The 19,800-nt window shown below is 54.5% G+C and carries 19 protein-coding genes; 18 read left to right on the top strand and 1 reads right to left on the bottom strand.

Features of this window, described 5'->3' with window-relative positions; translation table 11 throughout:
• Positions 1-223 precede the first annotated feature (223 nt).
• The 3 genes from rfbA (at position 224) to RDO88_RS05930 (ending at position 2,998) form a co-directional block, all read left to right on the top strand.
• A complete protein-coding gene (rfbA, locus tag RDO88_RS05920; RefSeq protein WP_307758502.1) occupies positions 224-1,126 on the top strand; it encodes a glucose-1-phosphate thymidylyltransferase RfbA in 903 nt (300 codons plus the stop codon).
• A 79-nt stretch (positions 1,127-1,205) separates the two neighbouring features.
• Positions 1,206-1,769, top strand: a complete 564-nt coding sequence (gene rfbC, locus RDO88_RS05925; RefSeq protein ID WP_307758503.1) for a dTDP-4-dehydrorhamnose 3,5-epimerase — start codon at positions 1,206-1,208, stop codon at positions 1,767-1,769.
• 89 nt (positions 1,770-1,858) lie between these two features.
• On the top strand, positions 1,859-2,998 hold the full coding sequence (locus tag RDO88_RS05930; protein ID WP_307758504.1) for a GDP-mannose 4,6-dehydratase: 1,140 nt from the start codon (positions 1,859-1,861) through the stop codon (positions 2,996-2,998).
• A 131-nt stretch (positions 2,999-3,129) separates the two neighbouring features.
• Here the strand turns inward: RDO88_RS05930 and RDO88_RS05935 are convergent, their stop codons facing one another.
• On the bottom strand, positions 3,130-3,999 hold the full coding sequence (locus RDO88_RS05935) for an NAD kinase (RefSeq protein WP_307758505.1): 870 nt from the start codon (positions 3,997-3,999) through the stop codon (positions 3,130-3,132).
• Between the two features lie 104 nt (positions 4,000-4,103).
• On the opposite strand from RDO88_RS05935, the gene RDO88_RS05940 reads away from it, so the two are divergent.
• The 15 genes from RDO88_RS05940 to RDO88_RS06010 all read left to right on the top strand — a co-directional run bounded on the left by RDO88_RS05940 (position 4,104) and on the right by RDO88_RS06010 (position 19,596).
• On the top strand, positions 4,104-4,820 hold the full coding sequence (locus tag RDO88_RS05940) for a pyridoxine 5'-phosphate synthase (protein WP_307758506.1): 717 nt from the start codon (positions 4,104-4,106) through the stop codon (positions 4,818-4,820).
• Positions 4,817-5,530, top strand: a complete 714-nt coding sequence (locus RDO88_RS05945; RefSeq protein ID WP_307758507.1) for a MotA/TolQ/ExbB proton channel family protein — start codon at positions 4,817-4,819, stop codon at positions 5,528-5,530. The genes RDO88_RS05940 and RDO88_RS05945 overlap by 4 nt, the downstream gene beginning before the upstream one ends.
• Positions 5,524-5,937 (top strand): biopolymer transporter ExbD, encoded by a 414-nt coding sequence (locus RDO88_RS05950; protein WP_307758508.1) that lies wholly within the window; start codon positions 5,524-5,526, stop codon positions 5,935-5,937. Before RDO88_RS05945 ends, RDO88_RS05950 begins: the two co-directional genes overlap by 7 nt.
• 49 nt (positions 5,938-5,986) lie before the next feature.
• Positions 5,987-6,808 carry a TonB family protein gene (locus RDO88_RS05955; RefSeq protein WP_307758509.1) on the top strand — a complete coding sequence of 274 codons (822 nt, stop codon included), beginning with the start codon at positions 5,987-5,989 and terminating at the stop codon, positions 6,806-6,808.
• A gap of 22 nt (positions 6,809-6,830) precedes the next feature.
• Complete coding sequence (locus RDO88_RS05960) at positions 6,831-7,382, top strand: DJ-1 family glyoxalase III (protein WP_307758510.1); 552 nt, start codon at positions 6,831-6,833, stop codon at positions 7,380-7,382.
• Positions 7,383-7,392: 10 nt separating this feature from the next.
• Complete coding sequence (locus RDO88_RS05965; RefSeq protein WP_307758511.1) at positions 7,393-8,061, top strand: 2-C-methyl-D-erythritol 4-phosphate cytidylyltransferase; 669 nt, start codon at positions 7,393-7,395, stop codon at positions 8,059-8,061.
• Positions 8,058-10,154, top strand: a complete 2,097-nt coding sequence (recG, locus tag RDO88_RS05970; protein WP_307758512.1) for an ATP-dependent DNA helicase RecG — start codon at positions 8,058-8,060, stop codon at positions 10,152-10,154. The genes RDO88_RS05965 and recG overlap by 4 nt, the downstream gene beginning before the upstream one ends.
• A 268-nt stretch (positions 10,155-10,422) precedes the next feature.
• A complete protein-coding gene (locus RDO88_RS05975) occupies positions 10,423-11,286 on the top strand; it encodes a peptidoglycan DD-metalloendopeptidase family protein (protein ID WP_307758513.1) in 864 nt (287 codons plus the stop codon).
• Positions 11,287-11,396: 110 nt separating this feature from the next.
• Positions 11,397-11,939, top strand: a complete 543-nt coding sequence (locus RDO88_RS05980; RefSeq protein ID WP_307758514.1) for a nucleotide modification associated domain-containing protein — start codon at positions 11,397-11,399, stop codon at positions 11,937-11,939.
• Complete coding sequence (locus tag RDO88_RS05985) at positions 11,929-13,242, top strand: BT_3928 family protein (protein ID WP_307758515.1); 1,314 nt, start codon at positions 11,929-11,931, stop codon at positions 13,240-13,242. Before RDO88_RS05980 ends, RDO88_RS05985 begins: the two co-directional genes overlap by 11 nt.
• Positions 13,243-13,263: 21 nt before the next feature.
• Positions 13,264-14,019, top strand: a complete 756-nt coding sequence (tpiA, locus tag RDO88_RS05990) for a triose-phosphate isomerase (protein WP_307758516.1) — start codon at positions 13,264-13,266, stop codon at positions 14,017-14,019.
• A 130-nt stretch (positions 14,020-14,149) separates the two neighbouring features.
• Complete coding sequence (locus RDO88_RS05995; protein WP_307758517.1) at positions 14,150-14,605, top strand: SPOR domain-containing protein; 456 nt, start codon at positions 14,150-14,152, stop codon at positions 14,603-14,605.
• A 73-nt stretch (positions 14,606-14,678) separates the two neighbouring features.
• The gene (gene folE / locus RDO88_RS06000; RefSeq protein WP_072546113.1) at positions 14,679-15,275 is read left to right on the top strand and encodes a GTP cyclohydrolase I FolE; all 597 of its coding nucleotides are present in this window, start codon (positions 14,679-14,681) and stop codon (positions 15,273-15,275) included.
• A 261-nt stretch (positions 15,276-15,536) separates the two neighbouring features.
• Entirely contained in the window at positions 15,537-16,997 is a 1,461-nt protein-coding gene (locus tag RDO88_RS06005; RefSeq protein WP_307758518.1) for a thioredoxin-like domain-containing protein, read from the top strand.
• A 13-nt stretch (positions 16,998-17,010) separates the two neighbouring features.
• A complete protein-coding gene (locus RDO88_RS06010; RefSeq protein WP_307758519.1) occupies positions 17,011-19,596 on the top strand; it encodes a hypothetical protein in 2,586 nt (861 codons plus the stop codon).
• Positions 19,597-19,800 lie beyond the last annotated feature (204 nt).

Here is a 19,800-nt window from a genome sequence, read left to right on the forward strand (position 1 = left end):
GGAAAGCTTCCCAAAGGGGCTTTCCCTGTAGGGTACGTCAAAATTGGACGCTTACAGAAAAGGCGGGCGGAGCGGCGATAGAGCGGCTTCGCCCGCCTTTTTTATTGGTATCTGTTTGGGCATGTCGGGATTAATCCTTACTTTTGTGTAGATGTAGACGAAAATGGTTTGCAGAGGGGACGAAAGTCCGGAGTATGAACGTAACAAGTAAACAACCAAAGATATGAAAGGGATTGTTCTGGCGGGAGGAACAGGGACGCGCCTGTATCCCATCACCAAGGGGGTGAGCAAGCAGCTGATTCCCATTTTTGACAAACCGATGATCTATTATCCCATCTCGGTGCTGATGCTGGCGGGTATCCGCGAGATTCTGATTATCTCGACTCCGCAGGACTTGCCGGGCTTCCGGCGGCTGCTGGGCGACGGCTCGGACTTTGGCGTACGTTTTGAATACGCGGAACAGCCAAGTCCGGACGGACTGGCACAGGCGTTCATCATCGGGGCGGACTTCATCGGCGACGATGCGGCGTGCCTGGTGCTGGGCGACAACATCTTCCACGGCAATGGGCTGAGCGCGATGCTGAAGGAGGCGGTGCGCACGGCGGAAGAGGAAAAGAAGGCGACGGTGTTCGGCTACTGGGTGAGCGACCCGGAACGATACGGCGTGGCGGAGTTTGACAAGCAGGGCAACTGCCTGTCCATCGAGGAGAAACCGAAGCAGCCGAAATCGAACTATGCGGTGGTGGGGCTGTATTTCTACCCGAACAAGGTGGTGGACGTGGCCAAACACATCGAGCCGTCGGCTCGTGGGGAGCTGGAGATTACGACCGTGAACCAGCGTTTCCTGGAGGACGGGGAGCTGAAGGTGCAGACCTTGGGCCGTGGCTTTGCCTGGCTGGACACGGGTACGCACGATTCGCTGAGCGAGGCTTCGACGTTCATTGAGGTTATCGAGAAGCGTCAGGGCTTGAAAGTCGCCTGTTTGGAGGGCATCGCTTTCCGCAAGGGATGGATTACCGAAGAGAAGTTGCGCGAACTGGCTCAGCCGATGCTGAAGAACCAGTACGGACAGTATCTGCTGCAGGTAATCGGCGAGGTGGAGCGAACGGGGGAGGAGAACCTTTAAGGAACGGTGAGCGGTTAGTGGTTAGTGATTAGTGATGAGTATGCTAACCGTTAACCGTTGACCACTAATCACTTTAACAATGGAGGTAATCAAGACAAGTATAGAGGGCGTGGTGATCATCGAGCCACGCATTTTCAGGGATGCGAGGGGGTATTTCTTCGAGTCGTTCTCGCAACGGGAGTTTGATGAAAAGGTGGGGCCTGTCACCTTTGTGCAGGACAACGAGAGCATGTCGAGCTATGGCGTGATGCGCGGTCTGCACTTCCAGCGGCCACCGTACACGCAGAGCAAGCTGGTGCGTTGCGTGAAGGGGGCGGTGCTGGACGTAGTGGTGGACATCCGCAAAGGAAGTCCCACGTACGGGCAGCATGTGGCTGTGGAACTGACGGAGGACAACCACCGGCAGTTCTTCATTCCGCAGGGTTTTGCCCACGGCTTTTCGGTATTGAGCGAGACGGCGGTGTTCCAGTATAAGTGTGACAATTTCTACCATCCGGAAGCGGACGGGGGTATCAGCATCCTGGACGAAAGTCTGGGCATCGACTGGCGGATACCGACGGAGAAGGCGATACTGAGTGAGAAGGATACAAAACATCCGTTGTTGAAGGACTTTGAGACACCGTTTGTGTTCACCACGGAGTGACACGGAGTTATCAATAAATAATCGTTTACGTATGAACAGGCACTCAGTGTGACACAGTGTCCTCTGTGGTGCAACAAACCATCATTGAAATGAATTTCAAACGCACAATAGTAATTACCGGCGGAGCCGGTTTCATCGGCAGCCATGTGGTTCGCCTGTTTGTGAACAAGTATCCGGAGTATCGCATCATCAACCTGGACAAGCTGACGTATGCGGGTAATCTGGCCAATCTGAAGGACATCGAGGACCGTCCGAACTACAAGTTCGTGAAGATGGACATCTGCGACTTCGACGCTTTCTACCGCCTGATGCAGGAGGAGAAGGTGGACGGCATCATCCATCTGGCTGCAGAGAGCCACGTGGACCGAAGCATCAAGGACCCGTTTACCTTCGCACGGACGAACGTGATGGGTACGCTGAGCCTGCTGCAGGCGGCGAAGCTGTACTGGGAAAGCCTGCCGGAGAAATACGAGGGCAAGCGCTTCTACCACATCTCGACGGACGAGGTGTATGGGGCACTGGAGATGACGCATCCGGAAGGCATTGAACCACCGTTCACCACAAAGGCTTCGTCGGGCAGGCATCACCTGGCCTATGGCAAGGAGTTCTTCTATGAGACGACGAAGTACAATCCGCACAGTCCGTACAGCGCCAGCAAGGCATCGAGCGACCACTTCGTGCGTGCGTACCATGACACGTACGGCATGCCGACCATCGTGACGAACTGCTCGAACAACTACGGTCCGTACCAGTTCCCGGAGAAGCTGATACCGCTGTTCATCAACAACATCCGTCACCGCAAGCCGTTGCCGGTGTATGGCAAGGGTGAGAACGTGCGCGACTGGCTGTATGTGGAAGACCATGCACGGGCTATTGACGTCATTTTCCACAACGGCAAGGTGGCTGAAACGTACAACATCGGTGGTTTCAACGAGTGGAAGAACATCGACATCATCAAGGTGGTAATCAACACGGTGGACCGTCTGCTGGGCCGCAAGGAAGGGGAGGATATGGACCTGATAACCTACGTGACGGACCGTCTGGGCCACGACATGCGCTACGCCATCGACTCGACAAAGCTCCAGCAGGAGCTGGGCTGGGAGCCGAGTCTTCAGTTTGAGGAGGGTATCGAAAAGACGGTGCGCTGGTATCTGGATAATCAGGAATGGATGGACAACGTGACTTCAGGGGATTACCAGAAGTACTATGAGACGATGTATGGGAGATGACAAATGTCAAATATTAAATATCAAATATAAAATATCGGATATCAGTGGGGGGATTTTCAATTATCAATTCTCCATTCTCAATGAATCGGGCGAAGCGGTCGGGAAAAGGATGGCTTTGCCCGATTGTCGTTTTATCGGATGTCGGCTCCCCACATCATCTTGTCGCGCAGGGTATGGAAAAAGATGTGGTCGAAGCGCTTGACTACTTTGATGGTGTAGGGCGCGCGGGAGATGGTGAGGCGGGTGGCTTCACGGCACGACTCGCTGCGACCGTCGATGGCCACGAGGAAGTTGTGGCTGCGGCTTTCGACGTCGAGGGTGATGGTCCAGTCGTCGCAGATGACGATGGGGCGCATGTTGAGGCTGTGGGGGGCGACGGGAGTGATGGCAATGGTCTTGCTGTGGGGTACAATGATGGGCCCTCCCACGCTGAGCGAGTAGGCGGTGGAGCCGGTGGGCGTGGCAACGATGAGTCCGTCGGCCTGGTAGGTGGTGAGCGGGGCACCGTTGATGGCGGTGTGGATACTGATCATCGACGAGCTGTCGCGCTTGAGGACGGCTATCTCGTTGAGGGCATAGGGGCAACGCATCAGGTTGCGGTCGTCGCATGACAGCTGGAGCACACTGCGCTCTTCTATTTTATAATGGTGGTTGTAGATGTCGTTGAGGGTGATCTCCATTTCTTCGGGGGAGATGTCGGCCAGGAAACCGAGGCGGCCGGTGTTGATGCCCAGAATGGGGAATCCCTTGGCACCTACCCGGCTGGCTGCCTTGAGGAACGTACCGTCGCCGCCCAGGCTGATGACAAGGTCGGCCTCGAAACAGTCGCCGTCGAACAACTCGACGGGAGGAAGCTGGAGATGCAGCTCGGCCGTCAGGAACTGGTAGAACTCACGGCAGATACAGATCTCGGCCTTGTGGCGGGTGAGGATACTGAACAGGCGCTCGGCATACGAGGACTTTTTGGCCTGATAAGTGTTTCCGAAAATGGCTATTTTCATACGCTCCGTTTGTTATTAGCATTGCAAAGATGCTATTTTTTTATAATATTCCTGTCAACTTATGACTATTATTTGTACTTTTGCCCGAAACTAACGGTAAAATTATGACTAAATTAAGTGTAAACATAAACAAGGTAGCAACGTTGCGCAATGCGCGCGGCGGGAACGTGCCGGATGTGGTAAAGGTAGCGCAAGACTGTGAAAGCTTTGGTGCGGACGGCATTACGGTGCATCCGCGGCCGGATGAAAGACATATCCGCCGGAAAGATGTGTATGACCTGCGTCCGCTGCTGCGTACGGAATTCAATATCGAGGGGTATCCGGCGCCGGAATTCATTGACCTGGTGCTGAAAGTGAAGCCCCATCAGGTGACACTGGTACCCGACAGCCCGACACAACTGACTTCGAACGCCGGATGGGATACGAAGAAGAACCTGGACTTCCTGAGCGAAGTGCTCGACGAATTCAAGAAGGCGGGTATACGGACCTCGGTGTTTGTGTCGACCGACATTGAAATGATAGAATATGCCGCCAAGGCAGGTACCGACCGCGTGGAACTGTACACGGAACCCTATGCGTCGGGCTACACGAAGAATCCGGAAGCGGCTGTGGCGCCTTTTGTGGCTGCCGCAAAGGCTGTGCGCAACCTGGGGCTGGGCCTGAATGCGGGCCATGACCTGAGTCTGGTGAACTTGAACTATTTTTATAAGAACATACCCTGGCTGGACGAGGTGTCGATAGGACATGCGCTGATCTGTGATGCGCTGTACCTGGGACTGCAACGCACCATTCAGGAATATAAAAACTGTCTTCGTCAATGAATGCAATGATGTTATTGGCCCAAGTGGCCCCGGCGATGGCCGACTCGATTGCGGGTGCCAATCCGGTTCTGACTCCGGTGGCCGGACCGGAAGAGATGAGTTTGTGGAGTATGGCCGTGAAAGGCGGCTGGATCATGGTGGTGCTGGGACTGCTCTCGGTGCTGTGCTTCTACATCCTGTTTGAACGGAACTACGTTATCCGCAAGGCTGGAAAGGAGGATCCCATGTTTATGGACAAAATCAAGGATTACATTCTGGGAGGCGAAATCAAGGCTGCACTGGCCTACTGCCGTAGCGTGAACACGCCGTCGGCACGCATGATAGAAAAAGGAATCAGCCGCCTGGGCCGTCCGGTGAGCGACGTACAGGCTGCCATCGAAAATGTGGGCAACATTGAGGTGGCCAAGCTGGAAAAGGGACTGACCATCATGGCAACCATCGCTGCGGGAGCGCCGATGATTGGCTTCCTGGGAACGGTGACGGGTATGGTGCGCGCTTTCTTCGAAATGGCGAATGCGGGCAACAACATCGACATCACCCTGCTTTCCGGGGGTATCTATGAGGCTATGATTACGACCGTAGGCGGTCTGATTGTGGGCATCATCGCCATGTTTGCCTACAACTATCTGGTGACGCTGGTCGACGGAGTGGTGAACAAGATGGAAGCCAAGACCATGGCCTTCATGGATTTACTGAATGAGCCATGCTGAAACGAAGAGCCAAAATATCGCCCAACTTCAGTATGGCGTCCATGACGGACGTGATATTTCTGCTGCTGATATTCTTCATGATCACTTCGACGGTGGTTTCGCCCAACGCCATCAAGGTGCTGTTGCCGCAGGGCAAACAACAGACGTCGGCCAAGCCGCTGACAAGGGTTATCATCGACAAGGACCTGAATTTCTATGCAGCGTTCGGGAATGACCGTGAACAGGCGATTACACTGGAGGAACTGACACCGTTCCTGCAGGAATGCGCCGAAAAGGAACCGGAAATGTACGTGGCTCTGTATGCGGACGAAACGGTGCCTTATCGGGAAATTGTGAAAGTGCTGAACATTGCCAACGAGAACCACTTCAAGATGGTGCTCGCCACCCGTCCGCCCGAAGGGCGCTGACGACGGCAAAACAGTATGGGTCGTTAATGTCTAAGAAAGGAATCTTGCTGTGAATCAAAAAGAAAAAGGAAAATACATAGGCTTGACGGGGGCATTGCTGGTGCATGCCGCCGTAATCGTCTTTTTGATATGGGCAGGGTTTGTAGTACCGGCTCCTGCCGAAGAGGGAGGTATGCCAGTCATGTTGGGTGAAGTGCCCGATGCATGGGGGCAGGCGGATCCGTCGTTGGTAGACGTGGACGTGATGCCCGAACAGGCGGTGCCGCAACCTCAGGAGCCTGCGGACCAGGATCTGATGACGCAGGATATGGAGGAAACGGTGGCTCTGAAACCCGAAACGAAAACTCCCGAAAAGAAGAAGGAGGAAGTGAAGAAGCCCGAGAAGACAGAAGCCGAGAAGGCGGAAGAAGCCCGCAAACTGGCTGCCGAGAAAGCCGAACGCGAACGGAAGGAAGCAGAAGAGGCTGCACGACGTACCGTGGCGGGAGCTTTCGGCAAGGGTGCCCAGATGGGCAGTAAGGGAAATACGCAGGGCAACGGTATCCAGGGCAGCCCGACCGGCAATGCGGCCGAAGGAGCGGCTACCGGTGTGGGCGGTTATGGTTCGTTCAGCCTGAACGGACGTTCGTTAGGTCCCGGCGGATTGCCCAAACCGGTCTATAACGTGCAGGATGAAGGAAAGGTGGTGGTGAACATCACCGTGAATCCGGCCGGCCAGGTGATAGCTACCAGCATCAACCGCCAGACCAACACCGTGAATCCGGCGCTGCGCAAGGCGGCCGAGGATGCGGCCAAGAAGGCGCGCTTCAATGCCGTGAGCGGGCTGAACAACCAAGCGGGAACTATTACGTATTATTTTAATCTGAAATAAAATATAAGGAGGACTTTTGACTATGGGAACTGTTTATGTGTTTTTTGCAGACGGTTTTGAAGAAATGGAAGCCTTTGCGGCTGTCGACATCATGAAACGCGCCGGTCTGAATGTGACAATGGTGTCTGTGACTCCCGATGAAATCGTGAAGGGGTCTCATGGCATCTCGGTGCTGTGCGACAAGAACATCGTGAACTGCGATTTCTTTGATGCGGACATGATGGTATTGCCCGGCGGACTGCCCGGCGCTACAACGCTGAACGAGTGTGAGGACCTGCGCAGACAGTTGCTGAAACAGGCGGAAGGAAACAAGTCAATTGCCGCTATCTGTGCTGCCCCGATGGTGCTGGGCAATCTGGGATTGCTGAAGGGCAAAAAGGCTACCTGCTATCCGGGATTTGACAAATACCTGGAAGGAGCCGAATATACGGGTGCCATGGTGGAGAAGGACGGAAACTTCATTACCGGCAAGGGACCCGGAGCTGCCATCGAATTCGGTCTGGCGCTGGTAGAACACCTTTGCGGGAAAGAGAAAGTGAAGGAACTGAAGAGTGCCATGTGTCTGACCAAGTAAAGGAAACGCAATGACACACTATGCTCTGATTGTGGCCGGAGGCAAGGGACTGCGCATGGGAACGGATTTGCCCAAGCAGTTTCTGCCCATTGGAGGAAAACCGGTGCTGATGCGCACGATGGAGGCCTTTTATGCCTGCAATCCGGAGATACAACTTATTCTGGTGCTTCCGCACAACCAGCAGGATTTCTGGCTGGAACTGTGCCGGAAGCACTGTTTCAATTTGCCTTATCGGATGGCCGACGGCGGAGAAACCCGTTTTCATTCGGTGAAGAACGGCCTGGCACTGGTCGAAACGCCGGCTTTGGTAGGAGTACACGACGGGGTGCGTCCGTTTGTGTCGCCCGAAGTCATACGCCGCTGCTACGAGGAGGCCAAGACCAAGCGGGCGGTGGTGCCCTGCATCGGGGTGGTGGAGACGGTGAGACACCTGCAGGAGGCGGGTGGCAGTGTGACCGTTCCACGTGACGAGTACCGCCTGGTACAGACACCGCAGGTGTTCGACGCCGCTTTGCTCAAGGAGGCATACGGACAGCCCTATACTCCCATGTTTACAGACGATGCTTCGGTGGTCGAGGCGATGGGGGTGCCCGTCGCGCTGACCGAAGGCAACCGGGAAAACATCAAGATTACCACACCTTTTGACCTGAAGGTGGCTTCGGCTCTGTTGGAAGAATGATTGACCTGGCTACTGCTGACATCAAATATCTGCCGGGCGTAGGGCCGCAGCGGGCCGCTACGCTGAACAAGGAACTGGGTATCTGTACCCTGCACGACTTGTTGTATTATTTCCCTTATAAATATGTAGACCGCAGCCGCATTTATTCCATCCGCGAGATAGACGGAACCATGCCCTATATCCAACTGAAGGGAGAAATCCGCAGTTTCGAGATTGCGGGTGAAGGACGGCAGCGGAGGCTGATAGCCCATTTCACGGACGGGACGGGATTTGTGGACCTGGTGTGGTTTCAAGGCATCAAGTTCCTGACCGGGAAATACAAGGTGCATCAGGAATACGTCGTGTTCGGCCGGCCGACGGCTTTCAACGGGCGTATCAATATCGCCCATCCGGATATCGACGCGGTTTCGGATGTACAGATGTCCGGCATGGGCTTGCGTCCCTACTACAATACCACGGAGAAGATGAAACGGGCTTTCCTGAACTCGAATGCCATCGAGAAGATGATGGCGACGCTGGTCCGCCAGATCCAGGAGCCTTTGCCCGAGACCCTGACGGCTTCGCTGTTGCAGGAACACCACCTCATGCCGTTGACCGAGGCGCTTTGCAACATTCACTTTCCCGGCAATGCCGACCTCTTGCGGAAGGCACAGTACCGGCTGAAGTTTGAGGAACTGTTTTATGTACAGCTCAACATCCTGCGCTATGCGCGCGACCGCCAGTATAAGTACAGGGGGTACGTGTTCGGCAAAGTGGGGGAGGTGTTTAACACTTTCTACACGCGTAACCTGCCGTTCGAACTGACGGGAGCCCAGAAGCGGGTGCTCAAGGAGATACGGCGTGACCTGGGTTCGGGACGGCAGATGAACCGCCTGCTGCAGGGCGATGTGGGAAGCGGAAAGACACTGGTGGCGTTGATGAGTATGCTCATAGCGCTGGACAACGGCTATCAGGCTTGCCTGATGGCGCCTACGGAGATTCTGGCCAATCAGCATTTCGACACGATTCGCGAGTTGCTGTGCGGCATGGATGTACGGGTGGAACTGCTGACCGGTTCGGTCAGGGGCAAGCGTAGGGAAGCCATCCTGAAAGGTCTGGTGGAAGGGGATGTGAAGATATTGGTCGGCACGCATGCGGTCATCGAAGATACGGTGAACTTTGCTTCTTTGGGGCTGGTGGTCATCGATGAGCAGCACCGTTTCGGTGTGGCGCAACGTGCCCGCTTGTGGACCAAGAACGAACAGCCTCCCCATGTGCTGGTGATGACGGCCACCCCCATTCCCCGTACGCTGGCCATGACGCTGTATGGCGACCTGGATGTGTCTGTCATCGACGAACTGCCTCCCGGACGCAAGCCGATAGCCACCATCCATCAGTTCGACAACCGTCGGGAGAGTCTGTACCGTTCGGTGCGCAAGCAGATAGAGGAAGGACGGCAGGTGTATATTGTCTATCCGCTGATCAAGGAAAGCGAGAAGATAGACCTGAAGAATCTGGAGGAAGGTTATCTGCACGTTTGCGAGGCCTTTCCCGACTGTTGTGTATGCAAGGTGCATGGCCAGATGAAACCGGCCGAGAAAGATGCGCAGATGCAGCTGTTTGTTTCGGGACAGGCTCAGATTATGGTGGCCACGACGGTCATCGAGGTGGGAGTGAACGTACCGAATGCGTCGGTCATGATTATCGAGAATGCCGAACGCTTCGGCCTGTCGCAGCTGCATCAGTTGCGCGGACGGGTAGGGCGTGGAGCCGATCAGTCGTACTGCATTCTGGTGACGGGTTACAAGCTGGCCGAGGATACCCGCAAGCGGCTGGAAATAATGGTACGTACCAACGACGGTTTCGAAATAGCCGAAGCCGACCTGAAGCTCCGTGGTCCCGGCGATCTGGAAGGTACGCAGCAGAGTGGGGTGGCTTTCGACTTGAAAATCGCCGACCTGGCCCGTGACGGGCAACTGTTGCAGTATGTGCGCGAAGTGGCCCGGAAAATTGTGGAACAGGATCCGCAGGGAACATTACCCGAACACGAGATTCTGTGGAAACAGCTGAAGGCGTTGCGTAAGAGCAATGTCAATTGGGCGGCTATCAGCTGATTGTGTTAATGGAATGTCTTGTGAAAGCCGATATGTTGTAAAACATATTTCTTTATAATTATTTGTTTGTCAATTTGTTATGTTGTTTTTCTCCTCTATAGTCCGGCTGATTAAAGAAAAAAATACTTAATTGGGGATACGCCGTTTGGAATAGAAATGCTACCTTTGGAAGAATTTTTGAAAAAACGGGTATTCGTCTGTGCAGAAGCGTGGTAACGGTATGAATTTCGGGCGGATATCTTGCTGGAAAGACAAAGAACGAAACGGAATGAATTTAAGAGGAATAAAACTGATTTTTTGTGCGGCTGCGGCAATGGTGAGTCTGAATTCTTTCTCACAGGACCTTATTGCCCGTCAGGCGCCCATCGATAGAAAACTGAAAAGCGTAGACTCACTGGCATTGCAGAAGCAGATTCGCGTGGAGCAGTCCATGTATCCTGCTTTCGATATCTATCCTTCCTGGAATACGAAGTCTGTTCATGTGTACGGCGATGCCATTGTCCCCGACAAATATACCATTGACCTTACCGGTTTCTGTATGCCTACCGACCATACGCGCATTACAGACGTGTTCGGTTATCGTCCGCGCCGTCGCAGAGCTCACTACGGACTTGACATCAAGGTGTATATCGGCGATACCATCCGTGCGGCTTTTGACGGTCGTGTGCGTGTGGTGGCCGACGAAGGACGCCGCAAGGGATATGGCAAGTATCTCGTAATCCGTCATGACAACGGTCTGGAAACAATTTATGGTCACCTGTCCAAGCAGCTGGTGGCTGTAGACCAGTTGGTAAAGGCGGGCGAACCGATAGCCTTGGGCGGAAATACCGGTCGTTCTACCGGTTCCCACCTGCATTTTGAGACCCGTTTCCTGGGTGTGGCGCTCGATCCTGCCAAGATGTTCGATTTCGAAAAGCAGGATATTGTGGCCGATACCTATACCTTCGAGAAGGCCAAGAAGTCTTCCGGTGGCAAGAGTTCAAGCGGCGATTTGTATTACAAGGTGAAGAAAGGTGATACCTTGTCGAAGATCGCAGCCCGTCAGGGAACCACAGTCAGCAAGCTTTGTCAGCTGAACCGGATTTCCAAGAATACGACCTTGCGTCCGGGACAGGTTTTGCGTTGTTCTTGAAAAAACGTAGACAATCTATATTTGTAAGGAGGGTGCTTTAATATAATTTAGAGCGCCCTCTTTTCTTTATTTCTTAATTATTCCTAACTTTGCGGTCTATTTGTAAGGATATGAAAGATACCAGACAACAATTTGAACATGTCATTGGAATTTGCCGCGACTTGTTTGCCAAGAAACTGCATGATTACGGTCCCGCTTGGCGTATTCTGCGTCCTTCTTCGGTGACGGATCAGATATTCATCAAGGCCAACCGCATCCGCAGTATCGAGACAAAGGGGGTAGCCCTGGTGGACGAGGGTATCCGGTCGGAATTCATCGCCATTGTCAACTATGGCATCGTGGGACTCATCCAGCTGGAATTGGGTTATGCCGAGCAGGCCGATATCAGCAATGAAGAGGCGCTGGCGTTGTATGACAAGTATGCCAAGACATCGTTGGAACTGATGCTGGCCAAGAACCACGATTACGATGAGGCCTGGCGCAGCATGCGTATCAGTTCGTATACCGACCTGATTCTGATGAAAATCTATCGTACCAAGCAGATAGAAATCCTGGCCGGGCAGACGCTGGTGTCCGAAGGCGTGGACGCCAACTACATGGATATGATAAACTATTCGGTTTTCGGTTTGATCAAGATAGAATTTGGAGACTGACAAACGACATATTGCCAAGAAGGTATGGGTAAACGCCTGCCGCTTCCTGCTGGGAGGGGTGTTTATCTTTTCGGGTTTTGTCAAGGCTGTTGATCCGTTCGGCTCTTACTATAAGCTGCAGGACTATCTGACGGCATTCGGCATGATCAGCTGGTTTCCTTCTGTACTCTTGTTTCTGGCCGGCATATTGCTGGCAGCGGTGGAGTTTTGTGTCGGAGTATATCTCTTTCTGGGTATCCGCAAAACGGTAAGTGCCTGGCTGGCTCTGTTGCTGATGTCTTTCATGACTCCGCTTACACTCTATCTGGCCATCGCCAATCCGGTATCGGATTGCGGTTGTTTTGGCGACGCATGGGTGCTGACCAACTGGCAGACTTTCGGCAAGAATATCGTTCTGTTGCTGGCCGCCATATCGGTGTTCCGTTGGCGGAAAGATGTGATACGCTTCATTACCCGCAAGATGGAATGGGTGTTCTCCATGTACGCCATCCTGTTCGTGTTTGCCCTGTCGGTCTATTGTCAGCGCAATCTGCCGATTATCGATTTCCGTCCCTATAAGGTAGGCGTGAATATCAGGCAGGCCATGGAGGTGCCCGAAGGTGCCAAGCTGCCGGTTTTTGAAACCTATTTCACCCTCGAGAAGGACGGAGTGCAGAAAGAATTCTCGCTGGACAATTATCCGGACAGTACGTGGACTTTTGTCGGGTCGCGTACGGTGTTGAAGGAGAAGGGATACGAGCCGCCGATTCATGACTTTTCGCTGCTGAACCTGCAGACGGGCGAGGATATTACGGACAGTGTCCTGGCAGACAAGGGCTACACCTTCCTGCTTGTGGCGCACCGCATCGAAGAGGCCGATGACAGCAACATAGACCTTATCAATGAAATCTATGACTACAGCGTGGAGCATGGTTATGCGTTCTATGCCCTGACAGCTTCGGAAGAAGACGACATCTTGTTGTGGGCCGACCGCACGGGAGCCGAGTATCCTTTCTGCCAGGCCGACGACATTACGCTGAAGACCATCATCCGTTCCAACCCGGGACTGTTGCTGTTGAAGGACGGAACGATATTGAACAAGTGGAGCGACAACAATCTGCCGGACGAATATGTGCTGGTCGATGCGCTGGACAAGATTCCCCTTGGACAGCAGAAGGTAGTCAGTGTGTGGAATGTGCTCGGGCAGGTCTTGCTGTGGTTTGTGATACCTTTGTGCATGGTGCTGGCTGTAGATATCCTGATCATCAAACGCAGGGAGAAGAAGACGGCCAAGTTGGCTGATAAGAATAAATTAATGGTTTAACCCTTTTAAATAGAAAACAAAATGAGAAAGAACATTGTTGCAGGAAACTGGAAAATGAACAAGACCCTCCAGGAGGGTATTGCCCTTGCAAAAGAACTGAACGAAGTGTTGGCTGCCGAGAAGCCCAACTGTGATGTAATCATCTGTACACCGTTTATCCACCTGGCATCGGTTACTCCGCTGGTAGACCCCGCCAAGATTGGTGTAGGTGCCGAGAACTGCGCTGACAAGGAGTCGGGTGCCTATACGGGTGAGGTATCGGCTGCCATGGTAGCTTCTACCGGTGCCAAATATGTCATCCTGGGTCACTCAGAGCGTCGTGCCTACTATCACGAAACCGTAGAAATCCTGGAAGAGAAGGTGAAACTGGCTCTGGCCAACGGTCTGACTCCTATCTTCTGCATCGGCGAAGTACTGGAAGAGCGCGAAGCCGGCAAGCAGAACGAAGTGGTTGCCGCCCAGCTGGCTTCTGTATTCTCTCTGTCTGCCGAAGACTTCTCCAAGATCATCCTGGCTTACGAGCCGGTATGGGCCATCGGTACTGGCAAGACTGCCACTCCCGAACAGGCACAGGAAATCCACGCCTTCATCCGTGGTGCCGTAGCCGAGAAGTATGGTAAGGAAATTGCCGACAACTGCTCCATCCTGTACGGTGGCAGCTGCAAGCCTTCGAATGCCAAGGAACTGTTTGCCAACCCCGATGTTGACGGCGGTCTGATTGGTGGCGCTGCCTTGAAGGTAGCCGATTTCAAGGGCATCATCGACGCTTTCAATTGATGAAAAGCTGATAGAAACCAAAGAGGAAGTGCCATGCCGGTGGTATGCACGCGGCGGGTGCTTCCTCCTTTTTCTTTTCATAGTCTATATTATTTCGACACATTATTCACCCCAATATACCCATTCACATATGAAACGTTTGCTTTTGGCTCTTGCCGGCCTTTCTTTCCTCCTGTCGGCTGCGGCGCAGGACAATATCGTGAAGAGTCTGGAACGGAATGTTCCCGGCCAGGGAAAGATTACAATCCATCAGGATGAGCGCATCGAGGCATTGGTAGGTAAAACGCATACCGTATCGGCTACGGGCGAACGCCAGGTAATCAAGACCTCGGGATATCGTGTTCAGGTATATGCCGGCAGCAATACCCGTGCAGCCAAGAACGAAGCCCATTCTGTGGCGGCATCCGTCAAGGAGATTTTTCCTGATCTGCCGGTCTATTCCTTCTTTACCCCTCCGCGCTGGCTGTGCCGTGTGGGCGATTACCGGAGCATCGAGGAGGCCGATGCCATGATGCGGCAGCTGCGGGCTACCGGCAAGTTCAAGGAAGTCTCCATTGTCCGCGACCAGATAAATATCCCATTGTGACGCAGGAAGCGGCCCGGATGCCGCGTCTGTCGTCTTTTCATGTAAAACCAGTCAATCATATTTTGTAGAAATCATGTTGGAAAAAGAAATCATCACCTCTCCTGCGTTGGACGAACTGAAAGAACATTATGCACGCATTCTGACCCTGCTGGGCGAAGACCCCGGGCGCGAAGGTCTGCTCAAGACTCCCGAACGTGTGGCCAAGGCCATGCTGACCCTGACCAAGGGCTATACGATGGACCCGCACGAAGTGCTCCGTTCGGCCAAGTTCAAGGAAGAATACAGCCAGATGGTGATTGTGAAGGACATCGATTTCTTCTCGTTGTGCGAGCACCACATGCTGCCTTTCTACGGCAAGGCGCACGTGGCCTACATCCCCAACGGCTACATTACCGGCCTGAGCAAGATAGCCCGTGTGGTCGACATCTTCTCCCACCGCCTGCAGGTGCAGGAGCGCATGACGCTCCAGATTAAGGAGTGTATCCAGGAGACGCTCAATCCGCTGGGCGTGATGGTGGTGGTCGAGGCCAAGCACATGTGCATGCAGATGCGGGGCGTGGAGAAGCAGAATGCCATCACTACGACTTCCGACTTCACCGGTGCCTTCAACCAGGCCAAGACTCGCGAGGAGTTTATGAACCTCATCAAGCATCACTCCACTGCCTTGTGATTCTTTGATGAAAGATATTCCAGCTGCCAATGTCCATAGTTAGCGTTGTAAAGTTCATAGTTAGGCCGCTGGCTATGGACTTTTTGCAAGGCGGGGAAGCCGGTTACTGCTGATTGCGATGCTTTGCGGCCGGCGAGTGAATACACCGATTCTGGCGGCCAGGACTGAAAATAATTCAGTTGAAATAATACTAAATGTAAAAAAACATTACCTTTGTAGCGGGGCTATGGTTTGCCCCCTCGATTTAAAATCTTGGGAACAATGAAACACTTCAGCAGAAAAGTTTGGAAAGCTGCCCTCGGGGCGGTATGTTTGGGCGGATTGTGTGCAGCCTGCACCACCCGTCCGGAGATTCACATTACGGGTTCCGTGCGTCATGCGGACGGGGCACTTCTGGTTTGCCAGCGGTCGGTTGGCGGAATGTTCAATTCGCAAACGTTTGATACGTTGAAGTTGCAGGCGGACAGCACGTTCACGCTGACGCTGCCCGGAGGAGAATACGAGCGGGTCCAGTTTTATCTGTATGGAAAGAAGAAAATGGGTTCACTTCTTGCCAAGGAAGGAACGATGCGGATCGAATTGGACGGATGGGCCGAAAAGCCGATGACCGTCATCGAAGGGCAGGATGACAAGACGGCCCGTGTGGCGGAACTGCTGAACCAGCTGTACGAGGATGTGTTCGCCATCCGTGCACGGAGAGGCGACCGTTGGCAGATTGTCCGTGACACCGTGGCTACATCGGTGCGCCGCAAGCTGACGGACTATGCCCTGTCGCTGGACAAGGAGGTGGAAGGCGTGGACGAGGACCTGCGTGCCAAGGTCCGTCAGGACATTCGCATGCAGTTGCTGCTGGCTTTCCAGAACCAGGTGCTGGCTACTGTCTTCCGGTCGTCCGAGGCCACGAAGCAGGAATGGATGGCCCAGCTGGACAGCATGACGGCCTTCTGCTCCATCAATCATCCTTGCAGCCCTTTCTCCCTTTCGTTTTACGACGCGGCAAGTTATGATACCGGCATCCGTTACTATACCAAGGGTGAGCCGAAGCCGGAAGGAGTGGAGAAAGGCGTGCAACTGGCTTTCTACGATTTTACGCACCGGCTGACGGGCAAGGCGCAGGAAGCTGCTCTGGCCCAGCTCTTCCTCGAAGACGAGTCGCAGCAGCGTTATGACCCGCAACTGCTTCCGCTGGCCGACGAGTTCCGCCGCCTCTATCCCGAAAGCGGATGGATGCCGTGGGTGGACCGTGCCGTGGCCAAGAACCGTGCCTTCAACGAAACAACAATCCCTGCCGATATTCATTTCCTCGATGTCAGCTCGGCCAAGACGATTAAGGACGTGACCGACCTATACAAAGGGAAAGTCATCTTCATGGACATCTGGGCCACGTGGTGTGGTCCCTGCCGTGCGTCGTTTGCCCACGTCGGTCCGTTGCAGGAGTATGCTGCGGCCAACGATGTGGTGTTGCTCTACCTCTCCATCGACCGTCCGGAGGACGATGAAAAGTGGCGGAAGATGGCCGCGCACTACAATCTGAAAGGCGAACACGTCCGTGATCAGGAGGCCTTCCATCAGGAAATCTATGATACCTTCGGCCATAAGGGGGCCCTGAGCATTCCGCGCTGCGTCATCTTCGACAAGCAGGGGAACATCCGTTTCAGCACGGCCGCCTCGCCCGAGCAGTGGGACAAGCTGAAAGAACAGTTGCAGGAAGCGGCTAAGTAAAGGAGACCCTACGATGAACAGGTATGGGATAATGGGACTGCTGCTGTGGGGGGTCTTCCCTCTGGCAGCGTTGGCACAGATTCCGGATAGCATAGCCGGGCCGCTGACGGCGCTGGCCCGCCGCGTGGAGCAGTTCGGCAAGGCGCTGCCGCAGGAGAAGGTGGCCCTGCACCTCGACAACACCAGCTATTATCAGGGCGACGACATCTGGTTCCAGTGCTACGTGGTGGGCTCCGGACTGAACCGTCCCACGGAGTGGAGCAAGACGCTGTATGTGGAGCTGCTCAATCCCGGAGGCGAGATTGTGTCCAAGCAGATTCTCCCTGTCAGGAACGGCCGTTGTCACGGCCACTTCGCCCTGACGCAGCTACCGTTCTATTCCGGCTTCTACGAGGTGCGGGCCTATACGAAATACATGTTGAACTTCGATGAGGCTTCGGTCTTTTCGCGCATCATCCCCGTCTTCGACAAGCCGGAGGTGCCGGGCTACTATGTGGAAAAGGAAATCAGCCCGCGGGCAGGCAAGTATCCGCAGGAACGCAAGCGGCCGCGGAAGGAGAAGAAACTGAACCTCCGCTTCTATCCCGAAGGCGGCTATCTGGTGAAGGACGTGCCGGTGCGTGTGGCCTTCGAGGCGACGGATGCCTATGGCAATCCGGTGGACGTGTCGGGGTGCGTGATGGATGAGGAAGGCCGCGAATGCCTTACCTTTGCCACGGGGCACGAAGGGAAAGGCAGCTTTACCTATACGGCCGGCGAGGAAGAAAGTCAGGCCGAAGTAATCTGGAATGAAAAGCGATACCGTTTCGACCTGCCGGAAGCGAGGGAGCAGGGCTTTGCCTGCTCGGTAGACAACCTCAGCTCGCCGGACAGCCTGCTGGTGACGGTACAGAAGAACGCCCGCACGCCAGGCAGTGTGCTGGGGATGGCAGTCATCGGCGGAGGGCAACTCTACCACTTCAGCATGCTGACGGTCACCCGCAGCCGTCCCGTCCGCTTCGGGCTGGACAAGCGGGATCTGCCCGTAGGCGTGGCGCAGGTCGTGTGGTTCGACCCTTCCGGCCGGATGGTGGCCGACCGTCTGATTTTTGCCGGACAGCCCGACACCCTGTCGGTGACGGTCCGTTCGGACAAGGCTGCCTATCAGCCCTACGACTCCATCCGTCTGGACGTTGAAGTCCGGGATGCGGAAGGCCGCCCCGTGCAGGCGCCTCTCTCGGTTTCCGTGCGCGACGGCTGGCAGGAGGTGGAGAACCGCCACAGCCTGCTGACCGACCTGCTGCTGATGTCGGACATCAAAGGATACGTCCACCGTCCTGCCTGGTATTTCGAATCCGGCGACTTGGCGAACCGCCGTGCGCTGGACGAGCTGCTGATGGTGCAGGGCTGGAGGAGGTACGACTGGGAGAGCATGGCTGGTGTACGCCCCTTTGACCTGAAATACCTGCCCGAGCAGGGCATCGAGCTGCACGGCACGGTGGTGTCGATGGTGCGCAGCAAACCGCGTGCCGGGGTGGAAGTGTCTTCCTTCCTGAGCAGTCCCGGCGAAGACCCGGAGGCGGGCAGGCAGCAGTCCTTCGGCCTCTTTACCACCGACAGCCTGGGGCGTTTCTCTTTCGTCTCGCAGATAGAGGGGAAGTGGAACCTGATACTGGCCGTGACCGAGAAAGGGAAGAAGAAAGACCACCGTATCGTGCTGGACCGTGTGTTTGCTCCCGCGCCCCGCATGTATCCGCTGGCCGAGATGCAGGTACGGGTACCCGGCGGGGAACAGAAAGTCGGGCCGTCGGCCGACGAGCCGGCCGATACGGTGCAGGTGGAGGAAGACTACAACTTGTTCCTCCAGGCCTACGAAGACTCGTTGCGACGCCTGGGTATCGACGAGAAGATACACCACCTGGACGAGGTGGAGGTGAAAGCCCGCAAGCGCGACAAGGCCAGCGATGTCTATCAGGCCCGCACCAAATCCATAGCTTACTACGACGTGGCCTCGGAGATGGACGACATCCAGGACCGAAACGGCTTTGTGGGCGACGACATCCACGAACTGATGAGGAACATGAATCCCGATTTCTATACGCAGTTCAGTCCGTCGGGCGAGGAGTATTTGTTCTACAAAGGCCGTCTGGCTTTGTTTGTCATCAACTATGAGCGTACCCGCCACGAGGAAATGGACTTCAACAAATATCGTAGTCTGACGCTGGAGTCCACCAAGTCCATCTACGTCAGCGAAGATGTGATGACCATGTGCCGCTACGCCGACCCGCGGTTCACGCCGATGAACATCGACAAGCTATATAGTTGTGTCGTATTGATTGAAACGAAACCGGAGGGAGAAATACCTGCCAAGGGGGCGAAAGGGGTACGTAAGACGTGGCTCGAAGGCTATAGCAAGGTTAAAGAGTTCTATTCGCCGGATTATCGGGTGCTGCCCCGTGAGGAAGATTACCGCCGGACGCTGTACTGGCAGCCGGAGCTGATGACCGACGAACAGGGACGTGCCACGGTGCGCTTCTTTAACAATAGCCGTTGCCGTCGCCCGCGCGTCACGGTCAATGTGCTCGATTCCGACGGGCGTATCGGTAGCCTGGAACAATAATCTGACTTGATTTGTATGTGATTGATACGTAAAGAGTTATCAGTTTATTTTCGTTTGAAGAAAATAAACTGCCAGTTTACCGGCTTTAAACTGTCGGTTTACTCCGTTTAAACTGCGGGTTTAAAGCTTTTAAACTGACAGTTTAACGCCTTTGAACCGATGGTTTACTGCTTTTGAACTGATTGGTCAGCACAGGGGAGGCTG

Source organism: uncultured Mediterranea sp. (assembly GCF_902493215.1).
Lineage (GTDB): Bacteria > Bacteroidota > Bacteroidia > Bacteroidales > Bacteroidaceae > Bacteroides.